The sequence below is a fragment of the Mesorhizobium cantuariense genome (assembly GCF_042647205.1).
GTDB lineage: Bacteria > Pseudomonadota > Alphaproteobacteria > Rhizobiales > Rhizobiaceae > Mesorhizobium > Mesorhizobium cantuariense.
Genome location: NZ_JBHRVD010000001.1, coordinates 4,738,632 through 4,761,912 on the forward strand (window position 1 = coordinate 4,738,632; position 23,281 = coordinate 4,761,912).

Here is a 23,281-nt window from a genome sequence, read left to right on the forward strand (position 1 = left end):
CTGCCTACTGCCTACTTCCCACAGTGATGATCGTTGATCTTGTTCAACGCATTCGCGTCCGGTCCGACGCGATGGTAGGAGCACGCGCCGGCAGCCGTCGTGACCAGTTGCTGATCGTAGTAGCGCGGGCCGCCGAACAGGACGTCGATGAGATCGCCTTCGGCGGGAACGTAGCGTTCGGATTGGACCCGGCGGTCGTGATGCCGGTCGCCCGCGAAGGCCGGGGCGCACAGGCTTGAGCCCATTGCCAGAGCGAGAGCTAGGATCGCAACGCATTTCGTGGTCATCGGCAACACCCTCCTGGCCATTCCGAGTTCACACCATACATCCAAAATCGCCAGCCGGACAAAAGTTCCAACGAAGACCGCGATAGGCTCTTGCCGAAGCAGGCCACCTTGCTCATCCATGGTGCGTGGAAATTTGGGATCAGCGATGACCGATGCAGGCCTTCATCTCGTCGAAGCGACGATCGACCAACTGCGCCGCGCGCTCGACGATGGCACCGTCACCACCGTCGAACTGGTCGGGGCCTATCTCAGGCGCATAGCGCATTTCGACCGGCACGGTATAGCCCTCAACGCCGTCCCGGTGCTCAATCCAGCGATGTTCGAGGAGGCGGTCGCTTCCGACCGGCGCCGCCGCAACGGCACGGTGCTCGGGCCGCTCGACGGCATCCCCTACACCGCCAAAGACAGTTACAAGGTATCAGGCCTGACGGTGGCCGCCGGTTCGCCGGCCTTCGAGCATCTCATTGCCAATGAGGATGCCTTCACCATCGCCCGGCTCAGGGCCGGCGGCGCCGTGCTGATCGGCCTCACCAACATGCCGCCAATGGCCAATGGCGGCATGCAGCGTGGCGTCTATGGCCGCGCCGAGAGCCCCTACAATGTCGATTACCTGACCGCCGCCTTTGCGTCGGGCTCGTCGAACGGGTCGGGCACGGCGACAGCAGCCAGCTTCTGCGCCTTCGGGCTCGGCGAGGAAACCTGGTCGTCCGGCCGCGCGCCGGCCACCAACAACGCGCTGGTCGCCTACACCCCGTCGCGCGGCGTCATTTCGGTGCGCGGCAACTGGCCGCTGGTGCCGACCATGGATGTCGTGGTGCCGCATACGCGCAGCGTGCCCGACATGCTCGAACTGCTCGACGTGATCGTCGCCGACGACCCGGAGACGCAAGGCGATTTCTGGCGCGCACAGCCCTGGGTCAAGCTGCCGAAAAGCTCCGATATGCGGCCGCCGCGCTATACCGATCTCACACTGGCGGGATCGTTGAAGGGCAAGCGCCTAGGCGTGCCCAGAATGTATATCGGCCGCGACAGCGGCGCCGATAGACCGATCGAAACCCGCGCCTCGGTGCTAGCCCTGTGGGAACAGGCAGCGGCCGATCTCAAGCAGCTTGGCGCCGAGGTGATCGAGGTCGATTTTCCCGTCGTCTCCAACTATGAGCACGACCGCCCCGGCACACGCAGCATGGTCGAGCGCGGACTGGTGCCGCAAGACTTCGCCGAGCGCGAACTCTGGGATCTCTGCATCTGGGGCTGGGACGATTTCCTGCGCGCCAATGCCGATCCGGCGCTTCCCGATCTCGTTTCGGTCGATGGCCCAAAGATCTTCCCGCAGCCGCCGGGCACACTGCCCGACCGCTATGAGGGCGGCTTCGATCTGGCGGAGTATGTCGAGCGGGCGCGGTCCGGCGTCACGCCCGTCGCGGACATCCCGACGCTGGAAGACGGCCTCAAGGGGCTGGAGGCGACGAGGCGGATCGATTTCGAGGATTGGCTGGACGCGCAAGGCATCGACGCCGTGGTGCTGCCCGCCGCCGCCGATGTCGGGCCGGCCGATGCCGATGTCAATGAGGCATCCGCCGCCCTTGCCTGGCGCAACGGCACCTGGGTCGCCAACGGCAATCTGGTCTGGCGCCATTTCGGCATCCCGACCGTCACCGTGCCGATGGGCACCATGGCCGACATCGGCATGCCGGTCGGCCTGACCTTCGCCGGCAAGGCCTACGACGACGAAAGGCTGCTGCGCATGGCCGGCGACTTCGAACGCGCCACTCAGCGCCGTACGAGCCCGCCACGCACGCCTGAATTGGCCGATGATGTGTTTTCGCGCCGCCCCGGCCAAGCCGACGCCGGCAAGGCGCCTGCGTTCGCCATCGCGCTCGCCGCCGAGACGCGGCCTTCCGGCGATCGGGACGAGATCGTCATCGCGCTCGACCTGCCCGGCGAGGCAGCCGAGATGGCCAGCGTCCAGGTGCACGTCAACGGAGAGGCCGTTGCGGTGCAGCGAAGCGGTCAGCGTTTCAGCGGACGCACGCTCGTCCCGGCCGCCGAGCATCAACGGTTCCACAGCGTCTGGCGCGGCTCGTATGGCTCGATCTTGACGGCGGTAGTGCGCTTGGAGGATGGACGCACCGCAGGTGCTTATGCGGTCAGCGGCGGCATCGGGTGAGGTGGTGCGCGATTCCGAAACTTCCGCAGCTTCGTCATCCTAGGGCGAAGCAAGGAGCGAAGCGACGCGGCGCAGACCCTAGGATCCATGCCGGGACTGTGACCGAAGAATGCATCGGTCCAGGATAATCGTCTGCACCGATCGCATGTGGGTGCGTTGCCATGTGGTGACGGTGACCGAAGCTTCTGCACCGTCGCACCGCTCGAAGGTCCCGGCAGGATCCGCGGGTCTTCGCAACGCTTCGCGTCGCTGCGCTCCTTGCTCCGCCCTAGGATGACGAAGGCATGGGGGCCGGTCGATAATCGCGAAGGTTGAGGGCTGGCATCAATGGCATGGCTAGTCTTCGCATTTCGCCGAAGCCCCCTCCCCAGTCAACTACGGCTCTCGGCAAAAGCAATATCCCGACGAATGGCGTCCCGCTTGTCCTGCGACAGGCCGGCGAGCAGGCCTTCGTCGAGATAGCCTGCCCAAATGAGACCTGCGAAGACATAAAGAAGCTGGGAGTAGCGGTAGTCAAACATCCGGTCGATCTCCCGCCGCCGTCCACGCAAATAGTCTTCGACCTCCCACATCTCGGCGGGGAGCGTCGCGGCGTTGGCCTTGCTTTTGAATTCGGCCATCGTCCTTGCGAGCGCCACCTCAAGTGCCGCGTCGAAGGCGTGGCGTGCGATCTTCTTTTCGGATGCGGACCAGCTTTCCTTGGAATCCATGATTTTCTCCGTCCTTGGATTACCCCACCGTCAAAACGTCGCCATCTGCCCCTCTCAATCCGTCCTGATCCACACACCCTTGGTGTTCAGATATTCGTCGAGGTGCTCCGCTCCGCCCTCGCGCCCGTAGCCGCTCATCTTGTAGCCGCCGAAGGGCACCGCCGGGTCGATGGCATGGTATGTGTTGACCCAGACCGAGCCGGCGCGCAGGCGGTTGGCCAGTTGGTGCGCCTTGCCGAGGTCGCGGGTGAACACGCCGGCGCCCAGCCCATAGGGCGTGTCGTTGCCGCGCCGCACCACTTCGTCCAGCGTGTCGAACGGCAGCGCCGAGATGACCGGGCCGAAGATCTCTTCCCGGGCGATGCGCATGTCGTCGGTGACGCCGGAAAAGACGCTCGGCGCGATGAAGTTACCTGCGCCCAGCGCACCTTCGGTGATGCGCGTGCCGCCGGTGACCAGCCGCGCGCCTTGCCTGGTGCCGTCCTCGATGAAACCCGCGACGCGTTCGAGCTGCCTGGGCGAAATCAGCGGCCCGATCTCGGTCTCGGGGTCGGCGCCGTCGCCGATCCTGAGTTTTGCCGCATAGGCTGAGACCTTTTCAACGAACTCGTCATGGATCGGCCGTTCGACGAACAGCCGCGAGCCGGCGATGCAGATCTGGCCGGAATTGGCGAACACCGACATCGCCGCGATCGGCACGGCGCGCTCGAGATCGGCGTCGGCGCAGACGATGACCGGCGACTTGCCGCCGAGCTCAAGCGAGACGCGCTTCATGTTGCCGGCCGAGGCGCGCAGGATGTTCTGGCCGGTAACTGTCGAGCCGGTGAAGACGATCTTGTCGACATCCATATGGGCGGCGAGCGGCGCGCCGGCCTCCGCACCCGTGCCGGTGACGACGTTGACGACGCCGGGCGGCACGCCGGCCTCCATCATCAGTGCACCGATCAGCAGCGGCGTCAGCGATGCTTCCTCGGAAGGCTTCAGCACGATGGTGCAGCCGGTCGCCAGCGCCGGGCCGATCTTCCAGATCGAGGCGGCGGTCGGTGCGTTCCAGGGAATGATCGCACCGACGACGCCGACCGGCTCCTTGCGCGTGTAGGAGACGATCTCGCCTGGCAGCGAATTGCCGATCGTGTGGCCATGGATCGACGTTGCCATGCCGGCATAGAAGCGCAGCATGCCGAGCACCCGGTTCTTGTTGGCCAGCGTGCGTACGATGGGCATGCCCATATCCGTGGTGTCGGAAAGCGCGATCTCCTCCCAGTGCCGCTCCATCAGGTCGGCGATCTTGAGCAGCAGCACCTGGCGCTCATACGGCTTGAACCGGCTCCACGGTCCGTCGAAGGCGCGCCGGGCCGCCGCCACGGCGAGGTCGATATCGCCTGAATCGGAGAGCGGCACGGTGCCGATCACGACGCCGGTGGCGGGATTGCGCGTCTCGAAGATCCGGCCGCTCAACGCATCGCACCAGGCGCCGTCGATCAGCATCTTGCGGTGCCGGCCGTCGATGGGCGTGTGCAGCGGCAAATCCCTCACCGGTACGGTCATGCTCGTGTCCTCAAAACCTAGCGGGCGGCCCAGATGAGACCCCGTTCGACAATCAAGGCCATTTCCGGCACCGCGAACTCGTCGGCATTGTGTCCGAGAGCGCTGTAAAAAACCTTTCCGGCCCCATAGCGGCGCTTCCAGACGACCGGCATGACAACGCCGCCTATCCCCGGGAAATGCGCGTCGGCGAAAATGGTGGTGGCCAGCACCTCGTTGCTCGGGTCGACATGCATGTAATACTGCTCCGACCGGTAGGCGAAATCACTGACGCCCTTTGTGATCGGGTCATCCGGCCTGGTGACAGCGACCGTGTAGTCGATGATGTCGCCGGGATGCGCGACCCACTGGCCGCCGGTCATGAACTGATAGTCGGTTTCGTTGCGGAAGCTGTCGCCCATTGTGCCGTGAAAGCCCCCGAGCCCGCTGCCCTGGCGAACCGCAAGCGTCAGGTTCTGAAGCTCGGCCTTCTCGATCGTCGACATCGTGATGACGGGCACGATGAGATCGAAGGAAGCAAGCTCCGGATCGGCGAACATCGCCGTGCCCTGGCCGAGCGTGACGTCGAACCCGTTCCGCTCAAGCAGGTTGCGAACGATCTTCGCGCTCTGCTCCGGCGTATGGCCCTCCCAGCCGCCCCAGGCGATCAGCGCCTTCTTCGCCATGGTGTACCTCCCTGGAATTATCCGCCTTGATCCGAACGTCAGCGCCAGCCCAGCGCCGGAGCGACATGGGTCAGGATCGCCTCGATGACATGCGCATTGTAGTCGACGCCGAGTTGGTTCGGAACGGTGAGCAGCAGGGTGTCGGCCTCGGCGATCGCCTCGTCCTGCGCCAATTCCTTGATCAGCACATCCGGCTCGGCCGCGTAGCTGCGCCCGAAGATTGCCTTGGTGTTCTCCTCGATGAAGCCGATCTGGTCGCGGCTCTCGTTGCCGCGGCCGAAATAGGCACGGTCGCGATCGTCAACCAGCGCGAAGATGCTGCGGCTGACCGAGACGCGCGGCTCACGGCTGTGACCGGCAGCCTTCCAGGCCTCACGATAGATGCGGATCTGCTCGGCCTGCTGGATGTGGAACGGCTTGCCGCTCTCGTCGAATTTAAGCGTCGAACTCTGCAGGTTCATGCCAAGCTTCGCCGCCCATTCCGACGTGGCGTTGGTGGCCGCACCCCACCAGATCCGCTCGCGCAAACCCTCCGAATGCGGCTCGAGGCGCAGCAGGCCGGGCGGATTGGGGAACATCGGCCGCGGATTGGGCTGGGCGAACCCCTCGCCGCGCAGCGTCTCGAGGAAGACCTCGGCGTGATGCCGTGCCATGTCGGCGTCGCTCTGGCCTTCCGGCGGCGCGTAGCCGAAATGGCGCCAGCCATCGATCACCTGCTCGGGCGAACCACGGCTGATGCCAAGCTGCAGGCGGCCGCCGGCGATGATGTCGGCAGCACCCGCATCCTCGGCCATGTAGAGCGGGTTTTCGTAGCGCATGTCGATGACGGCGGTGCCGATCTCGATGCGGCTGGTCCTGGCGCCGACGGCCGCCAGCAGCGGGAACGGCGAAGCGAGCTGGCGGGCGAAATGATGCACGCGAAAATACGCGCCGTCCGCGCCCAGTTGCTCGGCGGCGACGGCCAGATCGATGGATTGCAAAAGCGCGTCCGAAGCCGAGCGCACTTGCGATTGCGACGAGGGCGTCCAGTGCCCGAACGACAGGAAACCGATTTTCTTCATAGCCATGCGATATAAGGATGCGCGTCAGGCTTCAATGCAAAAGAGATTTTTCGACGCGCCCGATCAAGGCTCATGCATCGCTATTCTCGAAGGCGCCGATGCCTTGTGCGATCAGGTTGGTCGCCATGACCAGCGAGACGATAGCCGCGGAATTGAAGACGACGACCCACCATTTGCCACCGGTCAGGAAGCCATAGCCGTCGGCGACGGCCAACCCCCAGTCGGCCGATGGCGGCTGGATGCCGAGGCCGAGAAAACTCAGCGTCGCGATCGAAAAAAACGCGTATCCCAGCCGCGTGACCAGCTCGATCAGGATCGTTTCCCTGATGTTGGGCAATATCTCCAGGAACATGATGGCGAGCGGGCCTTCGCCGCCGAGCCGCGCGGCGCTGACATAGTCGCGCTCTTTCTGCTCGCGCACGCCGGCGCGAACGGTGCGCGCCACCAGCGGCGCGTAGGCGATGCCGATCACCAGGATGACGGTGAGATTGGAGGGTCCGATCGCCACCAGCGTCATGGTGACCAGAACGATGAACGGAAACGCCATCAACGTATCGAGCAGCCGCGCGCCGATGGCATCGACCAGGCCGTCGAAATAGCCGAGCACCAGGCCGATGATGCTGCCGGCGGTAACGCCGGCCAGCGTCGCCAGCGGCGCAACCAGCAGGATGTCGCGCGATCCGACGATAATGCGGGACAGCACGTCGCGGCCGAGCTGATCGGTTCCGAACCAGTGCAGCGCATCGGGCGGCGTCAGCATGGCGAGGAAATCCTCGGCATAGGGATCGTATGGAACGAAGAGATTGCCGAACAGCGCGCAGACGACCCAAAACAAGAGCAGCAGCGATCCGACCACGACCGACGGGGCCAGTCCGGAGAAAGCACCGCGGATCCTGCGCATTGCCGGAAAACCAGCCACGGCGCGCCGCGGCGCGGGAAACTCCGCCAGATCCGTCATGGCGACGTCCGGCGGCGTTGCCGCGGATCGAGCAGCGCCAGCACCAGGTCGCCCGCCGCCGCCGACAGCACGAAGATTGCCGCCATCACCAGCACGCCCGCTTCAAGCATCGGGAAATCGCGCGCTTTGGCCGCGTTCAGAACCAGATTGCCAAGCCCCTGGATGCCGAACAGCGCCTCGATCACCACCAGCCCGCCAAGCATGTATCCGGTCTGCGTCGCCAGCACCGCGATGGTCGGCGTCAGCGCATTGCGCAGCACGTGCCGAAAGATGATCTCGCGCCGCTCCAGCCCCTTCAGGACGGCGGTGCGCGTGTAGTCGGCGGCCATCGCCTCGATCACCCCTGCCCGCGTCATCCGGGCGATGTAGCCGGCAAGGTTCAGCACCAGCGGCAGCGCCGGCAGGATCAAATAGTAGCTATTCATCCAGAAGCCCGCGCCATCGGGCGCAACGCCGGAGATCGGGAACCAGTTCAGCCACAGGCCGAAAACGATGAGCAGCATCAGGCCGGAGACAAAGTCCGGGACGATACCGAAGGAGACGCCTGCCATCACGATCAGCCGGTCGATCAAGCGGCCCGCATTGAGACCGGCAACGACGCCGGCACCAACGCCCAGCGGAACGAGAAAGATCAAAATAATGCCGGCAAGGGCCGCGGAGCGTTTGAGGCTTTCCAGCACGAACGGCGCCACAGGCCCGCGCATCGACAACGAGGTGCCGAAATCACCGGTCACGGCCTTGCTGAACCAGAGCCAGTACTGGACGAGAACCGGCTGGTCGGCGCCGAGCCGCTTGTTCAGTTCCGCCACCGCTTGCGCATCTGCAAAAGGCCCGAGCATGACACGGCCGACATCGCCGGGCAGAACCTGCCCGGCGAAGAACACCAGGATGCTGACCAGCCACAGCGTGAGGAGAAGCGTGCCCACACGCGCTGACAGAATGCGGCCGGTCAGCATGTCGCGATCATGCCTGGACGAAGGAAACGCGATCGAGCAGCAGATGCGAAATCGCGGTGAAGCGCACGCCCTCGACCTTGGAGCTGACGATCCGGCTGTATTGCGAGAAGTAGCTGATGATCGCCGGCGTCTCGTCGAGCAGCAAGGTCTGGATCTTGCCGGCAACGAGGCGCTGTGCCTGCAGATCACGCGCCTTCGAGTAGTCGAGCAGCAGCGCGTCATAGGCGGGGTTGTTGAAATGCGCCGCGTTCCAGGCTCCCGAACTCTTCAGCGTGGCGTTGAGGAAGATGTCGGGCGTGCCGCGATGGCCGTAGTCGGTGATGCCGAGAACCGAATCGAGCCAGGGCGAGCTGCCGAAGGTCGCCGAGCCATAATAGGCGTCCTGTGGCAGGACATTGAGCTTGATGTCGATGCCGGCCTTCTTGGCGAAATTCTGGATGATCACCGCATAGTCGGGAATGTCATAGGCGCGCTCGGTGGTCAGCGTCACCTCGAAGCCGTTGGGCACGCCCGCCTCGCCAAGCAGGCGCTTGGCCTCGGCAATGTCCTGCTTGCGCTGCGGCACCGACGGATCGGCCGAGGGGAAGATCGGCGCGAACGGGGTGTCGTTGCCGACGATGGCGCGGCCCTTCAGCAGGCCCTTGACCACCGCCTCGCGGTCGATGGTGAGCGCCAGCGCGCGGCGGATGCGCTTGTCGGTGAACGGCGCCTGGTCGGTCCTGAGATGCACCTGGTCATGCGAGCTTGCCTGCACGCTCAGCAGCTTGAAATTGGGATTGCCTTCGATCGCCAGTTCCAGGCGCGTCGTGCTCGGGATGACGTCGAGCTGGCCGGCCTGCAGCGCCAGCACCTGCGCCTGCTCGTCGTCGAAGAACTTGATCTCGACCCGGTCGGGCAGCGCCTTGTCGCCCCAGTAATCCTCATTGCGCACGAAGCTGGCGCCCTGCTTGGGACGGAACGATTCGAGCTTGAACGGACCGGTGCCGTTGAAAGTCTTCTCGAAATCGCCGGCATAGTCGGCCGGCAGGATGACGGCATTGTAGACATCGGAGGAGACATAGAAGGGGAAGTTGCTGTTGGGACCGTCGAGATCGAAGGCGACGGTTTCGTCGTCGACCACCTTGGCGCCGCCCTTGGACAGGATGCCCTTGTAGGCCGACAATGCCGACGAGCCGCTGGCCGGATCGACCAGCCGCTCGAAGCTCGCCACCACATCCCGACCCGTGACCGCGCGGCCATCGTGGAATTTCACCCCTGGCCGCAATTTAAAGGTCCAGCGGCTGGCCGTCTCGTCGGCCTCCCAGGACAGAGCGAGCTTCGGCTGCAGCCCGTCCTTTGGATCGTCGAGGATGAGATATTCGCCGACCTGGCTGATCACCCCGATGCTGGCCGGATCGGTCACCGAAACCGGATCGATCGCCTTGGTCGGTTGGCCGAGCCCGACACGGACCGTGCCGCCGGCAGCGACCGCGGCACGCGCGCCTCCAAGCCGCTGCGAGGCGGCAAAGCCGGTCAGGCCGAGCAGTGCTGCGTATTTCAGGAGATCGCGGCGCTTGAGAAAGCCGCCCTGATATTCGTCGACGGCGACATTCCAGATGTCCCCCGACAGGTTGCGAAGTGCGTCGATATCTCTGCGTTTGGTCATGTTAAACCCCTGCTCTGAAATGAAGATTGAAAAGCTATGCGACGGGTTCGCCGTCGAGATGGACGCGGTCGACAGCCTGCGGATAGAAGGCGATGAGGCCTTTGATCTTCGGCATCTCCGCAATCGGATCGCGGTAGCTCCAGGCGATGTCCGGGCGCACCGAACCGTCGCGCAGCAGGCCGGACCAATAGGAGGCGATGCCCTTGTAGGGACATCGCGTCGTTGTGACGGACGCCGTCAGCCGCTCCAGCCGGATGTCTTCCGCGGGCAGACAGAAGCGCGTCGGCAAATGCGTCTCGAACAGCAGCACCGGGCGATGGCTGTCGGCGATCGGCTCACCGTCGAACCAGATCTGCACGTGGCTCGAGCTTTGCAGCACATCGATGCGTGCATAGGGGTCGCGGGCATGGACGAAGACCTCCTCTTCCTCCTCGAACCACTGGTCGACGGCCTTCCAGGTGAAGGCGATGCGGCCGGCCAGGGGCGACAGGTTTTCGTCCGGCGGCGAGACGAACGACCAGGCGGCGTTGGCACTGCGCCTGTCGCCGCTGTCGATATCCCAGTACGCGGTCTCGCCACCGACAGGATGCGGTTCGCGATGCAGCGAAGGCTTCAGAACCGACGGATCGACCGCTGACGGCGGGAAGAAATAGATCGGCAGGAAATGGCTGGAGCGCAGCACCAGCACGTTGCGGCTGTCGGCGATGGTGCGGCCGCCGAATTTGACGCGCACGCGCTTGGGGCTGTGCAGGACGTTGAGGAGCCGCGGCGCGGTCGCTTCGCGCGGCTGCAATCTTGGTGCGACGGTCATGATCGTTCTCCCCGTCAGGACACGGCGCGCGCATTGTCGCGCTGCTCGGCGAAGCGGTTGGCGGGCCGCGCCAGGCCGAAGCGGTCGCGCAGCGTTCCCGGCGCGTATTCGGTCGGGAACACGCCGCGCCGCTGCAGCTCCGGCACCACCTGTTCGGCGAAGTTCACCCAATCCTCGGGCAGCAGCGGGAACATCAGGTTGAAGCCGTCGGCGGCACCCGAAACGAACCAGTCCTGCAACTGGTCGGCGATCTGCACCGGCGTACCGGCGACGGTCGGCACCGAACCGCTGTTGGCGAGCTTGCGGGCGATCTCACGCAGGCTGAGATTCTGCTTCGCCCACTGTTTGACCCGGTTGAGCGAGGTGCGCCCGCCATTGAATGTGCTCTCGTCCGGCAGCGGCGGCAGCGGCCCGTCCGGCGGATAGACGGAGAGATCGATGCCGCTCCAGCTGGACAGAAGGTCGATGCCGACCTGATCGGGCAGCAAGGTCTGCAGGTACTCCTGCTTCTCCCGGCCTTCCGCTTCGGAGGCGGCGACGATCGGCAGGATGCCGGGCAGGATCTTGAAGCTCTCCGGCCGCCTGCCGTGGCGGGCGAGACGCTCGTTGATGTCCTGGCGGTATTTTATGCCGTCTTCCTTGGTGCTGTAGATGGCGAAGTGCGCATCGGCCTGGGCGGTGGCGAAGTTCTTGCCGTCCTCGGACGATCCGGCCTGGACGATCAGTGGATGGCCCTGCGGCGGCCGTGAGACGTTGAGCGGTCCGAGAACCTTGAAGTGCTTGCCCTTGTGATCGATGGGATGGACCTTGTCGGGGTCGGCGAAATAGCCTGACGCCTTGTCGATCAGCAGCGCCTCGTCTTCCCAGCTGTCCCACAGCGCCTTGACGATATCGAGGAATTCGGCCGCGCGCTCATAGCGGAACGCATGCTCGATATTGCCGTCGCGGCCAAAGTTGCGCGCCTCCTCGTCCATGGCCGAGGTGACGACGTTCCACGACGCCCTGCCCTTGCTGATATGGTCGAGCGAGGCAAACATGCGCGCCACATTGTAGGGCTCGCTGTAGGAGCTCGACGCGGTGGTGATCAGGCCGATGTGCTTGGTCATGCCGGCCAGCGCCGAGAGCAGCGTCAGCGGTTCGAGGCGGGCATTGGCGTAGTGGGCGACGCCGCTCTGGACCGAATCCCAGATCGACACGTGGTCGGCGACGAAGATGGTGTCGATCCTGGCGCGCTCGGCCGCCTGCACGAGATCGCGGTAGAACTCGAAACCCAGCACCTCCCGGCCCGGCGCCCGCGGATGGCGCCACGACATCCGATGATCGCCCTGCGGGTTGAAGAAGAATGCGCTGAGGATCATGTGGTCTCGAGCCATGCCGGCCTCCTTCCAGATCTGCTCCGGAGACCGTCGCGCTGCCTCGACAGACGGTGACAATCTCTCCCAATCCGAGAAAGGTAGATTGCGCTCCAGCTTAATCCGAGTAATTTTATAGAGATAATGTATTGCCAAAGCGGAAGCGATTGCCCTCGATGGCGGCGCTGGAAGAAAGTGGTTTCAAGTCCCCATGTCCTCCTCGGTTCTGAACGTAGACCAGCTCTCCATCGCCTATGACGGGCGCAAGGGATCGCATCCCGCCGTCAGCGGCGTGTCGCTGCACATCGGCGAAGGCGAAGCGCTCGGGCTGGTCGGCGAGTCGGGATCGGGGAAAAGCTCGGTGGCGCTCGCCATACTGCGCTATCTGCCGAAGAACGCCCGCCTCGCGGCGTCAGCGCTGGAATTCCAGGGCCGGGAAATCCGCGACCTCTCCACCGAGCAGTTGCGCCGGCTCAGGGGAAATCACATCGCCGCCGTCTACCAGCATCCGGGCGCGGCTCTCAATCCAAGCATGACGATCGGCCGCCAGATCACCGAGACGATCATGCGGCACCGTCCGGTGCGCCTCGACGAGGCGCGCGAGCGTGCCGCCGAACTGCTCGGGCGGGTCCGCGTCAGCCATCCGGAGCGTGTGCTGGGGCTCTATCCGCACGAACTGTCCGGCGGCATGCAGCAGCGCGCCAACATTGCCATTGCCATTGCGCTCGATCCGTCGCTGCTGGTGCTGGACGAGCCGACAACGGCGCTCGACGCCAGCGTCCAGTCCGAGATCATCGCCATCCTGCATGACCTGCGCAAGGATCACAAAACCAGCATCCTGCTGATCAGCCACGATATCAACATGATCCGCCGCTCCTGCGACCGGGTGGCAGTGATGCAGTCGGGAGCCGTGGTCGAAAGCGGCGCCGCCGGCGATGTCTTCGACAACCCCTCTCACGCCTACACGAAGGCGCTCATCGCCTCGATCCCGGCGCTCAACTACATCAAGCGGGACGGCAGGCTGGCAGAAATGGACGGCGTGCCAGCGCATCCAACAGCGCACGGCGAAGACGCCGGCGCACCAAAAGAGCGCCGGATCGCGATCGCCTGCAAAGGCATCAGCCACGCCTTCGGCAGCCAGCCAGTGCTGCACGATATTGATCTCGACATAGGCCAGGGCGAGACCTTCGGGCTGATCGGCGAGTCCGGTTCCGGCAAGTCGACCCTGGCACGCATCATCACCGGCCTGCAGATATCAGACGCCGGATCGGTCGAGCTGTTCGGCAAGGCTGTCGCGCCACGCGTCGAGAAAAGGAACCTTGCCGAACGGCGCGACGTGCAGATGGTCTTCCAGTCGCCGGACCGCACGCTCAACCCGCGCCAACGGATCGGCAGAATCCTCGGCCGGCCGCTGCGGCGGCTGGCTGGCCTGCGCCGCAGCGAGGTGAAGGCCCGCGTCAGCGACCTGCTGCAGTCGGTCCGCCTCGCTGGCGTCACGGCCGAGCAGAAGTCGCGGTCGCTGTCCGGTGGCCAGCGGCAGCGGGCGGCCATCGCACGGGCCTTTGCCGGCGTGCCGAAGGTCGTCGTGCTCGATGAACCGACCTCCGCACTCGACGTCTCCGTTCAGGCGACCGTTCTCAACCTGCTCAACGACCTGCAGCGCGACAAGGACACCACCTATCTGTTCATCAGCCACGATCTCAGGGTGGTGCGCTACATGGCCGACAGGATCGGCGTGCTCTATCGCGGTCGCCTCGTCGAAACCGGCTCATCCGACCAGATTTTTCGCGGCCCCAACCACCCCTACACCGCACTGCTTCTGGCGGCGTCTTCCGATGAGGCCGCGCCAAAACTTTCCGCTTCGGTCGAGACCGAGGCCACCGGCATCCCGAACACGGGATGCTCGTTCGCCGACCGCTGCCCGCTGGTCCTGGCCGACTGCCGAAAGGCAGAGCCATCAGCCAACGAGGTCGCGCCCGGCCACCGGATCGCCTGCTGGCGGCACGGCCAGGGTTCCTGAGCGGCTCAACAGCAGTCCGAAGGCCCGCGGCAGCACGGTTTTGGCGGCAGGCAGGTCGTCGATGTGTGGAACCTCTCCGACGGCTGCGGCGGGACGGTGTAAAATTGCATTGCCGACACCGGAACCCCGGAGTTCTTGGCGCCGTGCTGGGCTTGGGTGTTTCCTCGCATACAAGTACATACGTTTGTGCTAATATATTGTGGTCATGCACATTCGTTCGTGACGAACATGTGGGAGGATGCGATGAAAACCATAAATCGCAGGTCTGCGATTGCTCTCGGTGTGACGGCCGCCGCGATGACGCCTCTGTTCACCCTGGTGGCATCCGCGAAGGTCAAGAAATACGGCCCGAAGGAAGGCAAGGAGATTGCCCCCGGTGTCAGGGTGGTTGAGGTCAGCACCGGCAACTCCGACATTCCCGCCTACAAGAGCATCGCAATTGCCGACGTGGTGTTTCAGCCCGGCGCACACGCGCCTCAAATGGTGATGGACAATGACATGGTCTGCACCATTGCTTCAGGTGCGTTCACGATCAAGAAAGCCGACAAGGAATTCAAGCTCAAGGAAGGCGACATGTACACGTGCGCCAAGGGCAAGACCGACGAGGCCACCAACACAAGCAAGGAGGTCGGCGTGCATCGTATCGCCGTCTTGATACCTGCCTAGCAGTTGGACTTCCGGCCGGACGGAAGGTTGCACCCCGTCCGGCTGTCTCTTGCGTATCGCCGGCTGCTGGCCTGAACCGGTCAGGGCGCTGACGATGCCCGAGATTTCCAACATCGGCGTCCTGGCGCCTGGTGCCCGGCCAATGCATCGGGTCACAGCCGCATGCTCGCTTTCCTTCCAGACACAGTGCGATGCCCGAGCAGCTGATGGCAAGAAAAGGCCTCTACGCCCGCCTCTACAACATGAACTACGCCTCGTTCGACGATATTTCCGAAGAAGAGATGGGAATGGACGCGGCGGTCGGCAAAGCGACGTGAATGGACACCCGTCGGACCAGCTAGTGGACCTGCTGACCCTTCCGGCCGTGCTGTACCAGCTCGGAAATATATTGCTGCAGTGACATGGTGCCCCGCTCTGGGTTGCCCGGCATCTCATAGCCTTCGTCGACGCTGACGGCCGTCATGCGCGCATACGATTGCGCCGCCGGCTTGGAAAATCCCATTGCCTCGAAGGTTTCTTCCCATGTCTCACGCGGTGCCGTCACCACCTTGACATCCCTTTTCAACTCTTCGCTGAACGCAGCCGCCACATCGGCCGCGCAGTAGCGGGACGGGCCTTCCACATAATGGATACCTGTCTGCTCGACCGGTTCCATCATCAGGCGGGCAGCGGCACGCCCGAGATCCTGCGGTGCGACCATCGGCAATTTGAAGTCGGCCGGCAAAAGGCTATGCACGACGCCATCCTGCTCGGCGGTCTGCAGGGCAGAGTCCCAGTTGCTCATGTAGTAGGCGGCGCGGATGATGCTGGCCGGAATGGGTTGGTCATGCAGTTTCCGCTCCAGCTCGTAGAGGATGCTCAGATCGCCGCATCGCTCTCCGGGTTGCGCGCCATAGGTCGATTCCGCGACGATCTTCTCGAGCCCTGACCCGTGAACGGCGTCGACGATTGCCGCAACGGTCGCGCGCTCTTCGACATCCGTGTCTGTCGACGGGTCGGCCGGCGGATTGAGCAGGAACAGGCGCTCGCCTTTCAGCAAGACACGCCGAAGAGCCTCTCTGTCACGAACGTCGGCCACTGCAACTTCGGCGCCTTGTCCGAGCCAGTCGGCGCTCTTCGATCGGTCACGCGTTACAACCGTCACCGGCTCGCCCTCGCCCAACAGGGTTTTGGCAGCCGCTGAGCCAACATGACCTGTACCTCCGAGAACAATATGCATGGTCAGTCCTTCCTTCCAAAAGCGCCACCCCGCCAGGATAAGCCGCGTTCAGTAGCCGCCGACCACCGGCAGGATCTCGCCGGTGATGTAGCTCGAGCACTGCGCTGACGCGAGAAACACATAGGCCGGGGCCAGTTCTTCAGGCTGCGCCGGACGCTTCATGGGCGTGTCGGCACCAAACTTGGAAACGTCATCCGCCTGCTTGTCCGAGGGGTTCAAGGGGGTCCAGACAGGGCCAGGCGCCACCGCGTTCACCCTGATCCCCTTGCCGATGAGGTTGCCCGACAGCGCTCTCGTAAAGGCATGGATGCCGCCCTTGGTCATCGAATAGTCGACCAGCGCTTTGGAGCCGTCTATGCCGGTCACGGAGCCGGTGTTGACGATAGCCGAGCCGGGCTTCATATGCGGCACCGCCTCCTGCGCCATGTGGAAATAGCCGTAGAGGTTGGTCTTCAGCGTGGTGTCGAAATGTTCCTCGCAGGTCGGCGAAATCGGCCGAGTGCACCTGGAAGGCGGCATTGTTCACCAACACGTCGAGGCCGCCCAGCTGCTTCACCGTGGCGGCAACCGCCTGGCGACAGAAGGCGCGGCGGGACACGTCGCCGCGCAAAAGCAGGCAGCGCCGGCCTTCCGCCTCGATGGCCTGCCTGGTCGCTTCCGCATCCTTGTCTTCGGACAGATAGGCGATCGCCACGTCGGCTCCCTCACGCGCGAACAGAACCGCGACAGCGCGGCCAATGCCGGAATCGCCGCCGGTGATCAGCGCTGTCTTGCCGCCCAGCTTGCGCGAGCCGATCCAGTATGGCGCATCGTACAGCGGTGCGGGCTCGACCCGCCCCTCCTCGCCAGGCTTGGGGTGATGCTGTTTCGGGAAAGGCGGCGCCGGATAGTTGCGTGCGCCGGCCTGCATGGCGCGATCCGGTTTCGACCTACCCTTGCGGCGGTCGTCTTCATCCACCTTGCGCTGTATGCGCCGCTGCTTTTGGGTCACCTTCGACGTATCGTTCTTTGTAAGCATGGCGCGCCTCCTTCTGCGGAAAATGTCGCAGCGGGCGGATCGTTCCCCACTCGGAACCGATCGTTTGTCATCCGAGTTTGGCGCGGCCTTGAGCGAGGCTTGCTGGCTGCCGCCCGGTTGGTCGATGACGACAGCGTATTTATTTGGCCTCGGGCCGGCTGCAGGCCTTAACTTTCGCAGCGTGGGTTTTTACATCCTAGGGGTCTGCAGATGATCGACGCTTGAGGAGGCTCCCTTGCAGCAACCAGATGACATCGCCGCCCGCCGATTGGGCATTCTCATCGAGCAATATGTGGAAGCGCGCAAAAAGCGCTACGACTATGTGTCGACCGAGCAGGCCTATCAGGCCATCCGGCAGGTCCTCAAACCCGCCATTCCCGATCGCGAACTCGACGACATGGTCGCCTCGCTTGCCGTCAAGAACGGGCTGGCGGTCGTTTTCGATCGCCAAACCAAAGCGTCGGCCGATGATGTTCTTTCAGGACCAAGGCTCTAGATCAACGCACGCCTGCCAACGCCGAACTTTGCTGCATCAATACGGGGCCAAACGCATCGTTCGGCCCCGCATCGATGTGTATCGCCGGAGGAACCTGCGATACACTGCGCCGTGGGCCTGTGTGCCGCAAGCCGACGGGCGTGGCGGCTTCAGGCGGCGGTGCTGACCTTGCCCGGCTCAAGGATCGACTTGACCTTGTCGGCGACGGCGCGCCCCAGATCGGCGTTGTTTCCGGCAGTGAAATGGATGCCGTCGACACCGTCCGTGGTGACGAAATCACCGGCATTCAGGAAATCGATCTTCATGAAATCCGCCATCGCCTTGTACTGCCTGGCCAGGTCCCTGGACTTTTCGTGACCGCCACCAAACATGCCCTCGAACCACGGATCGGGCATCGGGGTCAGCGGCGGCGGCGCAATGACCAGCGCCTTCGGGGCAGGATAAGGCGTGCCGACACCGCCCGCACTGGTCAGGATCTGCCCGACCAGTTTCGCCATTCCATTGGCGATCTCGTAGGGCGTCCGGCGAAAATAGGACTTGGTGTCGTTGGTGCCGAGCATGACGATGACCAGATCCAGCGGCAGATGGCTGGCGATGGCCGAGGGCAGATAATTGGCCCCGTTCAGGCGCGGATCGTTGGGGTCGTCGAGACAGGTCGTGCGCGCGCTCAAGCCTTCTTCGACGATGTGGTAGCCCGCTCCCAGCGCCGCCGCCATCACGCCCGTCCAGCGCTGGTCATAGGGGTAGCGGTAGGTCGGCGATCCCTCCTTGACCGGTACCCAGCCCCAGGTCAGCGAGTCGCCGTAGCACATGATGTTTTTTGGCGGTGACATCCATGTTTCTCCATCTGTTTGCCAATTGTCTGAACGCGCAGTTTTATCGGTCCCGGCAAACGCCGGTGCCGGTTTGCCTTTCGCCGTCTCAAGTCAGGGGGTTCGCACGCGGACTCCGTAGAAGATCGCCGCACCGAGGATGATGACGCCCTGGGCGATGAGCTTGCCGGGCTCGTCGATGCCGAGCACCGTCATCACCACGAACAGCAGGGCGAAACACAGCGCGCCGAAGAATGGACCCCAGACGCCGCCGTCGCCACGGCCGAAGACGACGCCCCCGAGGATCGTTGCCGCGACGGCCAGGATCGGCAGATCGAGACCGACGCGGACGCTGCCGACGGCGATCGAACCGGTCTGCACCAGGGCCGAGATCGCCGCGATCAGGCCGGCGAGCGTATGTGCCAGGATGACGGTGCGCTGGACTGGCACGCCGGAAAAATGGGCGGCTTCGGCATTCTCGCCGACCGAGGCGACGTAGCGGCCGAACACGGTCTGTGACAGAAGCAGCGACACCAATGCGGTCAGCAGGATCCAGAACAGGACAGGCGTCGGAACCGACAGGAATTTCGTGTTGTAGAGGTCGTTGAACAGCTTCGGCACGTCGCCGGGCGGGTTGCCGCTCGACAGGAACTGCACCAGCCCGACCAGGATGATGCTGACGGCCAGTGTGACGATGACGGCCGACACCCGCCGGTTGCCGATCATGAAGCCGTTGAACAGGCCGATGACCAGCCCGGTGGCGAGCGCCAGCACGACGAAGAAGGGCAGCGACGCGCCGGGGAAACTGCCCGACGAGATGAAATAATTGATGAGCAGGATGATACCGCCGCCGGAGAGGTCGATCGACTTCACCCGCATGACGACGAGTTGCCCCAGCACAAGGATGCCGAGCGGAACGATCTGCCTGATGAAGATGCCCATGATGTTGAGGTTGAGCATGTTCGGCCGCGCGATCCACAGCGTGGCCAGCAGCACGAGGAAGACAAAATAGGACGGCGGTATGCGCAGCAGACGCCGGGCGATCGGATTGGCGAAAACAGCAGCCATCGCTCAGAGCCCCATTTTCTTGCGGGATTGCAGCCCGACCACCGCCAGCAGGATGCCGCCCTTGATAGCGGTCTGGACGAAGGGCGAGACGTTGGCGAGGTTCATGCCATTGGCCAGCAGCGCCATCACCAGCGCGCCGATCACCGTGCCGTGCAGGCTGCCTATGCCGCCGGAGAGCTGGGTGCCTCCAAGCGCGACGGCGGTGACGGTGTCGAGTTCGAAAAGCAGCCCGACATTCGGATCGCCCGACACGATGCGCCCGGCCAGGAAGACACCGGCAACGGCCGCGAAACAGGAACAGATCACATAGGCGAGGATGATGTTGCGACGGTCGGAGACGCCGAAATTACGGGCGGCACTCTCGGCGCCGGACGCGATGCCGCCACCGATCGCAAACAGATGCAGCCCGTATCGCGATCCGTAGAGCAACTTCCACGCTGCCAGGAGCACGACAATGCCCCAGAAAACCGGATAGGGGATGCCAAGGAAACTGCCTGAGACGGCATCGATGACGATCTCCGGCACGGCGCCGCCGGAGACGGGACGCAAGATGCGCGTGACGCCGAGCACGATGTACTGCGTCGACAGCGTCGCGATGATCGGATGGACGTTGAAGCGGGTGATCGCCAGGCCGTTGATCAGCCCGATGAATGCGGCCAGCAGAAAGACCGCCGGGATCAGCACGATCGCCGGCTGGTCGAGCGCCAGCACCGCCGTCGTGAAGCTGATGACCGAGCCGACCGACAGGTCGAGCCCGCCGATGAGCACGACGACGAGCTGTCCGATCGCCGCGATGATCAGCGGCATCGCCTGGGCAACCAGGTTGAAGAGGTTTTCAGCCGTGGCGAACTGCGTCGTCTCGACGGTCAGCCACAGCGAAATGAACAGGGCGACCAGCAGCGGCAGGCCCCACAGGCCTTGCCGTGTGTTCCGGCCACTCAGGATGTTGACAAGCGAACGATACATGGAGGCCCCTAATGCTGGCGCGCGGAGCCGCCCATCAGGGCCGCGTCGAGGATCTTGTGCTCCGTCGCCTGCGCCGCCGGCATTTCGGCAACGATGGTGTCGTTGTGGACGACGTAGATGCGGTCGCAGAGCCCGATCAGCTCGATCGTCTCGCGCGACAGCACCAGCACGGCGCCGCCCTTGCGGGTGAAGTCGCGCAGCAGATGGTAGATCTCGGACTTGGCGCCGATGTCGACACCGCGGGTCGGCTCCTCCACCAGCAGAAGGTCGAGATCCGCGGCGAGGTAGCGGCCGAGCAGAACCTTTTGCTGGTTGCCGCCCGACAGGGAGCTGACCGGCGCGGATGGTCCTGACGCCTTTATGTTCATGACCTCCATCATGCGCGCGATGACCTTTCGATACGGCCGCGCCGGCGCAAGTTCGGCTCGCCTCGAATGCAATCCGATGGCGATGTTGTGGGCGATCGGCAGAGCAAGAAAGAGCCCCTCCTCCTTGCGGTCCTCGGGAACGAAGCCGACCTTCAGCTGCTGCAAATGGCGAACGCCCGCCGACGCCGAGAGCGGCATCTTCAGCGCTTTGCCGTTGATGGAAATCGTCCCGGCGAAGGGATGGTAGCGGCCGATCAGCGACCTCAGGAAGCGCTGCTGGCCCTGCCCCTCCAGCCCGGCCAGGGCGACGATCTCACCCTTGTGCAAAGTCAGCGACAGCGGCTGCGATGTCTCGGTGATCCTGAGGTTCTCGACGCGCAGGATCTCATCGCCTTTGTCGCCCGTGCGATCGGGAAAAAGGTCCTGAAGCTCGCGTCCGACCATCATGGCGATGAGTTCGTCGGTGGTGATTTCAGACACCATCCTGGTGCCGACCAGTGCGCCGTCCTTCAGCACTGTCACCGTGTCGCACAGCTCGAAGATCTCCTCCATGCGATGCGAGATGTAGACGACAGCCTTTCCCTTATCGCGCAGCCGGCGGATGTTGCGGTTGAGCACATCGACATCGGCCGCGTTGAGAGCGGCCGTCGGCTCGTCGAGAATGAGCACACTGGCGTCGGCATGGATGCAATGCGCAATCTCGACGAATTGCCGCTCGGCTATGGTCAGGTTGGAAACGAGCTGCGACGGGTCGAGCGTGAGGCCGAGTTCGCCAAGCGCCTTGGCGGTCTGGCTGCTCATCGCGGAATAATCGATTGAGCCGAACCGGGTCGTCGGCTCCCGGCCGAGAAACATGTTCTCGGCGATCGACAGATTGGGCAGCAGCGAGTGCTCCTGGAAAACGGTCGAGATGCCGGCATCGAGCGCGGTGCGCGGCGACTTCAGATCGAGCTTTTCGCCGTTCATGAAGATTTCGCCGGAATCGGGCTGATGCACACCCGCCAGGATCTTCATCAGCGTCGATTTGCCGGCGCCGTTCTCCCCCATTAGGGCGTGAACGCTGCCCGCCTTGAGATCGAGGGAAACGGAGTGGAGCGCCTTGCTCCCTCCGAACGCCTTCGAAATGTGGGACATCTCGATAAGATTGGTCACGAAACCCTCGAACGAACCGGATTCAACAGATGGAACGGCCAGCGGGGAATGCCAGCGGGGAATGCTTGTCCACTCCCCGCCGGCCACGGCGCCGTCACTTCTTGCCGTAATATTCCTTGAGCTTGTCCTCGGGCAGTTCGCTCGGCCACCAGACATTGGCCGTCAAATCGTCGCGATAGTATTTGGCAGCCTTGTCCTTGTCCCAGCCGTCGGGGTTGTAGACATAGCGCTTGTAGAGCTGTTGACCCTCGAGCAGCGCAACAGCGGCGCGCACGCCGGCCGCACCCTGGGCGGGGCTGTATTCCGGCGAGATCGACTTGAATCCGTCCGTGATCCACTGGCCGAAATAGCCATTGTTGCCCTCGCCGGAAATCGGCGGAATGGGCGTGCCGAACTGCTTGAAGACATCGACGCAGGCGCGCGTCATGTCGGCGCCGGACGACCAGATGCCGTCGACCTGCGGATTGTTCAAATAGAGCGTCTCGCACAGCTTCTTGGCTTTGTCGTACTGCCAGTCGCCATGCTCCTCGGCGATAATCTGCACATGCGTGCCCTTGAGCGATTCCAGGAGGCCGTTGTAGCGGTTGGTGTCTTCCGGATGGCCGGCCAAGCCGCGCAGGACCCAGATCTTGCCGTTGTCGCCGACGGTCTTCACCAGCCAATCGCCCATCACCTTGCCGAAGTGCTCGGCGCCGCCCTGGATCTCGGTGGTGTAGGCATCGGAATCGATGCGGCCGGTGTGAAGGATGACGGGGATGCCGGCGGCGACCGCCTTGGCGATGCTGGCATTCGCCGATGTGCTGGTCACCGGCTGAACAATGATCGCGTCGACATGCTGCGCGATCAGATCCTCGATATCGGCGACCTGCTTCTTCTGGTCGAAGCCCGCATCGAGCAGGATGAATTTCGAGATGCGCTTGTCCTTTGCCGCGGCATTTTCCGCCTCATGCGCCACCTGCACCGTCCAGGTGTTGGCGTTGACGCCGAAGTCGCTCATTCCGATAACCCAGGGCGGGTCCTTCTTGAACGCACCGGCCGCGGTCATGCGCGTGTCGTCGGGGCGCGGCGCGACGCCATCCATCAGCTTGACGTCTTCCGCATGCGCCAGGGACGTCACGACGAGCGTGGACGCAACGAGCATCCCCAGACCGACGGTTTTCAGCAATCCTAACATTGAACTCTCCTCCTTGTGGTTACCCCGGCCGTACGAATGCGTACGGGCCGCGAGACGCTCTCCCGATGCATGCTCGTCGTCGCAACCGACCGATGCACGCAATTCTCCCGCCCCCGAACACATGCGTGTCGAGGCCCAACTTCGGCTGGACGATGATGACGGTCG

At 64.0% G+C, this 23,281-nt stretch carries 20 protein-coding genes and 1 pseudogene; 4 read left to right on the forward strand and 17 right to left on the reverse strand.

Going from position 1 to position 23,281, the window contains the following annotated elements:
- Window positions 1–11 precede the first annotated feature (11 nt).
- Complete coding sequence (locus ACFOJ9_RS23095) at window positions 12–287, reverse strand: hypothetical protein (protein ID WP_378981635.1); 276 nt, start codon at window positions 285–287, stop codon at window positions 12–14.
- A gap of 145 nt (window positions 288–432) precedes the next feature.
- Between ACFOJ9_RS23095 and ACFOJ9_RS23100 the strand changes: the two genes are divergently transcribed.
- Window positions 433–2,454: an amidase gene (locus ACFOJ9_RS23100; protein WP_378981637.1), complete on the forward strand. Its 2,022-nt coding sequence runs from the start codon at window positions 433–435 to the stop codon at window positions 2,452–2,454.
- Between the two features lie 371 nt (window positions 2,455–2,825).
- Here ACFOJ9_RS23100 and ACFOJ9_RS23105 read toward each other — a convergent pair whose 3' ends face one another.
- From ACFOJ9_RS23105 to ACFOJ9_RS23145, 9 genes are all read right to left on the reverse strand, one after another.
- The gene (locus ACFOJ9_RS23105; RefSeq protein ID WP_378981639.1) at window positions 2,826–3,164 is read right to left on the reverse strand and encodes a hypothetical protein; all 339 of its coding nucleotides are present in this window, start codon (window positions 3,162–3,164) and stop codon (window positions 2,826–2,828) included.
- Window positions 3,165–3,218: 54 nt separating this feature from the next.
- A complete protein-coding gene (locus ACFOJ9_RS23110; protein WP_378981641.1) occupies window positions 3,219–4,712 on the reverse strand; it encodes an aldehyde dehydrogenase family protein in 1,494 nt (497 codons plus the stop codon).
- A 17-nt stretch (window positions 4,713–4,729) separates the two neighbouring features.
- On the reverse strand, window positions 4,730–5,374 hold the full coding sequence (locus tag ACFOJ9_RS23115; protein ID WP_378981643.1) for a ThuA domain-containing protein: 645 nt from the start codon (window positions 5,372–5,374) through the stop codon (window positions 4,730–4,732).
- 38 nt (window positions 5,375–5,412) lie between these two features.
- Window positions 5,413–6,435 carry an LLM class flavin-dependent oxidoreductase gene (locus ACFOJ9_RS23120; RefSeq protein ID WP_378987984.1) on the reverse strand — a complete coding sequence of 341 codons (1,023 nt, stop codon included), beginning with the start codon at window positions 6,433–6,435 and terminating at the stop codon, window positions 5,413–5,415.
- Between the two features lie 70 nt (window positions 6,436–6,505).
- Window positions 6,506–7,393: an ABC transporter permease gene (locus tag ACFOJ9_RS23125; RefSeq protein WP_378981645.1), complete on the reverse strand. Its 888-nt coding sequence runs from the start codon at window positions 7,391–7,393 to the stop codon at window positions 6,506–6,508.
- Window positions 7,390–8,349: an ABC transporter permease gene (locus tag ACFOJ9_RS23130; RefSeq protein ID WP_378981647.1), complete on the reverse strand. Its 960-nt coding sequence runs from the start codon at window positions 8,347–8,349 to the stop codon at window positions 7,390–7,392. Before ACFOJ9_RS23130 ends, ACFOJ9_RS23125 begins: the two co-directional genes overlap by 4 nt.
- Before the next feature lie 7 nt (window positions 8,350–8,356).
- Window positions 8,357–9,994: an ABC transporter substrate-binding protein gene (locus tag ACFOJ9_RS23135; RefSeq protein ID WP_378981649.1), complete on the reverse strand. Its 1,638-nt coding sequence runs from the start codon at window positions 9,992–9,994 to the stop codon at window positions 8,357–8,359.
- Window positions 9,995–10,028: 34 nt separating this feature from the next.
- Window positions 10,029–10,805: a DUF427 domain-containing protein gene (locus ACFOJ9_RS23140; protein WP_378981651.1), complete on the reverse strand. Its 777-nt coding sequence runs from the start codon at window positions 10,803–10,805 to the stop codon at window positions 10,029–10,031.
- A 14-nt stretch (window positions 10,806–10,819) separates the two neighbouring features.
- On the reverse strand, window positions 10,820–12,178 hold the full coding sequence (locus ACFOJ9_RS23145) for an LLM class flavin-dependent oxidoreductase (protein WP_378981653.1): 1,359 nt from the start codon (window positions 12,176–12,178) through the stop codon (window positions 10,820–10,822).
- 190 nt (window positions 12,179–12,368) lie between these two features.
- Between ACFOJ9_RS23145 and ACFOJ9_RS23150 the strand changes: the two genes are divergently transcribed.
- Entirely contained in the window at window positions 12,369–14,177 is a 1,809-nt protein-coding gene (locus ACFOJ9_RS23150; RefSeq protein WP_378981655.1) for a dipeptide ABC transporter ATP-binding protein, read from the forward strand.
- Between the two features lie 228 nt (window positions 14,178–14,405).
- Window positions 14,406–14,843 carry a hypothetical protein gene (locus ACFOJ9_RS23155; protein WP_378981657.1) on the forward strand — a complete coding sequence of 146 codons (438 nt, stop codon included), beginning with the start codon at window positions 14,406–14,408 and terminating at the stop codon, window positions 14,841–14,843.
- A gap of 337 nt (window positions 14,844–15,180) precedes the next feature.
- Here the strand turns inward: ACFOJ9_RS23155 and ACFOJ9_RS23160 are convergent, their stop codons facing one another.
- A complete protein-coding gene (locus tag ACFOJ9_RS23160; RefSeq protein WP_378981659.1) occupies window positions 15,181–16,062 on the reverse strand; it encodes an NmrA family NAD(P)-binding protein in 882 nt (293 codons plus the stop codon).
- A gap of 48 nt (window positions 16,063–16,110) precedes the next feature.
- A pseudogene (locus ACFOJ9_RS23165) lies at window positions 16,111–17,080 on the reverse strand (SDR family oxidoreductase).
- 235 nt (window positions 17,081–17,315) lie between these two features.
- Here ACFOJ9_RS23165 and ACFOJ9_RS23170 point away from each other — a divergent pair.
- On the forward strand, window positions 17,316–17,576 hold the full coding sequence (locus ACFOJ9_RS23170; protein ID WP_378981661.1) for a hypothetical protein: 261 nt from the start codon (window positions 17,316–17,318) through the stop codon (window positions 17,574–17,576).
- 149 nt (window positions 17,577–17,725) lie between these two features.
- Here ACFOJ9_RS23170 and ACFOJ9_RS23175 read toward each other — a convergent pair whose 3' ends face one another.
- The 5 genes from ACFOJ9_RS23175 to ACFOJ9_RS23195 all read right to left on the reverse strand — a co-directional run bounded on the left by ACFOJ9_RS23175 (window position 17,726) and on the right by ACFOJ9_RS23195 (window position 23,083).
- On the reverse strand, window positions 17,726–18,409 hold the full coding sequence (locus ACFOJ9_RS23175; protein WP_378981663.1) for an SGNH/GDSL hydrolase family protein: 684 nt from the start codon (window positions 18,407–18,409) through the stop codon (window positions 17,726–17,728).
- A 93-nt stretch (window positions 18,410–18,502) separates the two neighbouring features.
- Entirely contained in the window at window positions 18,503–19,456 is a 954-nt protein-coding gene (locus tag ACFOJ9_RS23180) for an ABC transporter permease (protein WP_378981665.1), read from the reverse strand.
- Between the two features lie 3 nt (window positions 19,457–19,459).
- Entirely contained in the window at window positions 19,460–20,422 is a 963-nt protein-coding gene (locus tag ACFOJ9_RS23185) for an ABC transporter permease (protein ID WP_378981667.1), read from the reverse strand.
- Window positions 20,423–20,430: 8 nt separating this feature from the next.
- Window positions 20,431–21,942, reverse strand: a complete 1,512-nt coding sequence (locus ACFOJ9_RS23190) for a sugar ABC transporter ATP-binding protein (protein ID WP_378981669.1) — start codon at window positions 21,940–21,942, stop codon at window positions 20,431–20,433.
- A 94-nt stretch (window positions 21,943–22,036) separates the two neighbouring features.
- Window positions 22,037–23,083 carry a substrate-binding domain-containing protein gene (locus ACFOJ9_RS23195; protein WP_378987987.1) on the reverse strand — a complete coding sequence of 349 codons (1,047 nt, stop codon included), beginning with the start codon at window positions 23,081–23,083 and terminating at the stop codon, window positions 22,037–22,039.
- Window positions 23,084–23,281 lie beyond the last annotated feature (198 nt).

What these genes read in the sequence shown, in the direction of transcription:
- ACFOJ9_RS23095 (WP_378981635.1), bottom strand. Translation starts at nt 287, where the DNA reads ATGACCACGAAATGCGTTGCGATCCTAGCTCTCGCTCTGGCAATGGGC.
- ACFOJ9_RS23100 (WP_378981637.1), top strand. Translation starts at nt 433, where the DNA reads ATGACCGATGCAGGCCTTCATCTCGTCGAAGCGACGATCGACCAACTG.
- ACFOJ9_RS23105 (WP_378981639.1), bottom strand. Translation starts at nt 3,164, where the DNA reads ATGGATTCCAAGGAAAGCTGGTCCGCATCCGAAAAGAAGATCGCACGC.
- ACFOJ9_RS23110 (WP_378981641.1), bottom strand. Translation starts at nt 4,712, where the DNA reads ATGACCGTACCGGTGAGGGATTTGCCGCTGCACACGCCCATCGACGGC.
- ACFOJ9_RS23115 (WP_378981643.1), bottom strand. Translation starts at nt 5,374, where the DNA reads ATGGCGAAGAAGGCGCTGATCGCCTGGGGCGGCTGGGAGGGCCATACG.
- ACFOJ9_RS23120 (WP_378987984.1), bottom strand. Translation starts at nt 6,435, where the DNA reads ATGAAGAAAATCGGTTTCCTGTCGTTCGGGCACTGGACGCCCTCGTCG.
- ACFOJ9_RS23125 (WP_378981645.1), bottom strand. Translation starts at nt 7,393, where the DNA reads ATGACGGATCTGGCGGAGTTTCCCGCGCCGCGGCGCGCCGTGGCTGGT.
- ACFOJ9_RS23130 (WP_378981647.1), bottom strand. Translation starts at nt 8,349, where the DNA reads ATGCTGACCGGCCGCATTCTGTCAGCGCGTGTGGGCACGCTTCTCCTC.
- ACFOJ9_RS23135 (WP_378981649.1), bottom strand. Translation starts at nt 9,994, where the DNA reads ATGACCAAACGCAGAGATATCGACGCACTTCGCAACCTGTCGGGGGAC.
- ACFOJ9_RS23140 (WP_378981651.1), bottom strand. Translation starts at nt 10,805, where the DNA reads ATGACCGTCGCACCAAGATTGCAGCCGCGCGAAGCGACCGCGCCGCGG.
- ACFOJ9_RS23145 (WP_378981653.1), bottom strand. Translation starts at nt 12,178, where the DNA reads ATGGCTCGAGACCACATGATCCTCAGCGCATTCTTCTTCAACCCGCAG.
- ACFOJ9_RS23150 (WP_378981655.1), top strand. Translation starts at nt 12,369, where the DNA reads ATGTCCTCCTCGGTTCTGAACGTAGACCAGCTCTCCATCGCCTATGAC.
- ACFOJ9_RS23155 (WP_378981657.1), top strand. Translation starts at nt 14,406, where the DNA reads ATGTGGGAGGATGCGATGAAAACCATAAATCGCAGGTCTGCGATTGCT.
- ACFOJ9_RS23160 (WP_378981659.1), bottom strand. Translation starts at nt 16,062, where the DNA reads ATGCATATTGTTCTCGGAGGTACAGGTCATGTTGGCTCAGCGGCTGCC.
- ACFOJ9_RS23175 (WP_378981663.1), bottom strand. Translation starts at nt 18,409, where the DNA reads ATGTCACCGCCAAAAAACATCATGTGCTACGGCGACTCGCTGACCTGG.
- ACFOJ9_RS23180 (WP_378981665.1), bottom strand. Translation starts at nt 19,456, where the DNA reads ATGGCTGCTGTTTTCGCCAATCCGATCGCCCGGCGTCTGCTGCGCATA.
- ACFOJ9_RS23185 (WP_378981667.1), bottom strand. Translation starts at nt 20,422, where the DNA reads ATGTATCGTTCGCTTGTCAACATCCTGAGTGGCCGGAACACACGGCAA.
- ACFOJ9_RS23195 (WP_378987987.1), bottom strand. Translation starts at nt 23,083, where the DNA reads ATGCTCGTTGCGTCCACGCTCGTCGTGACGTCCCTGGCGCATGCGGAA.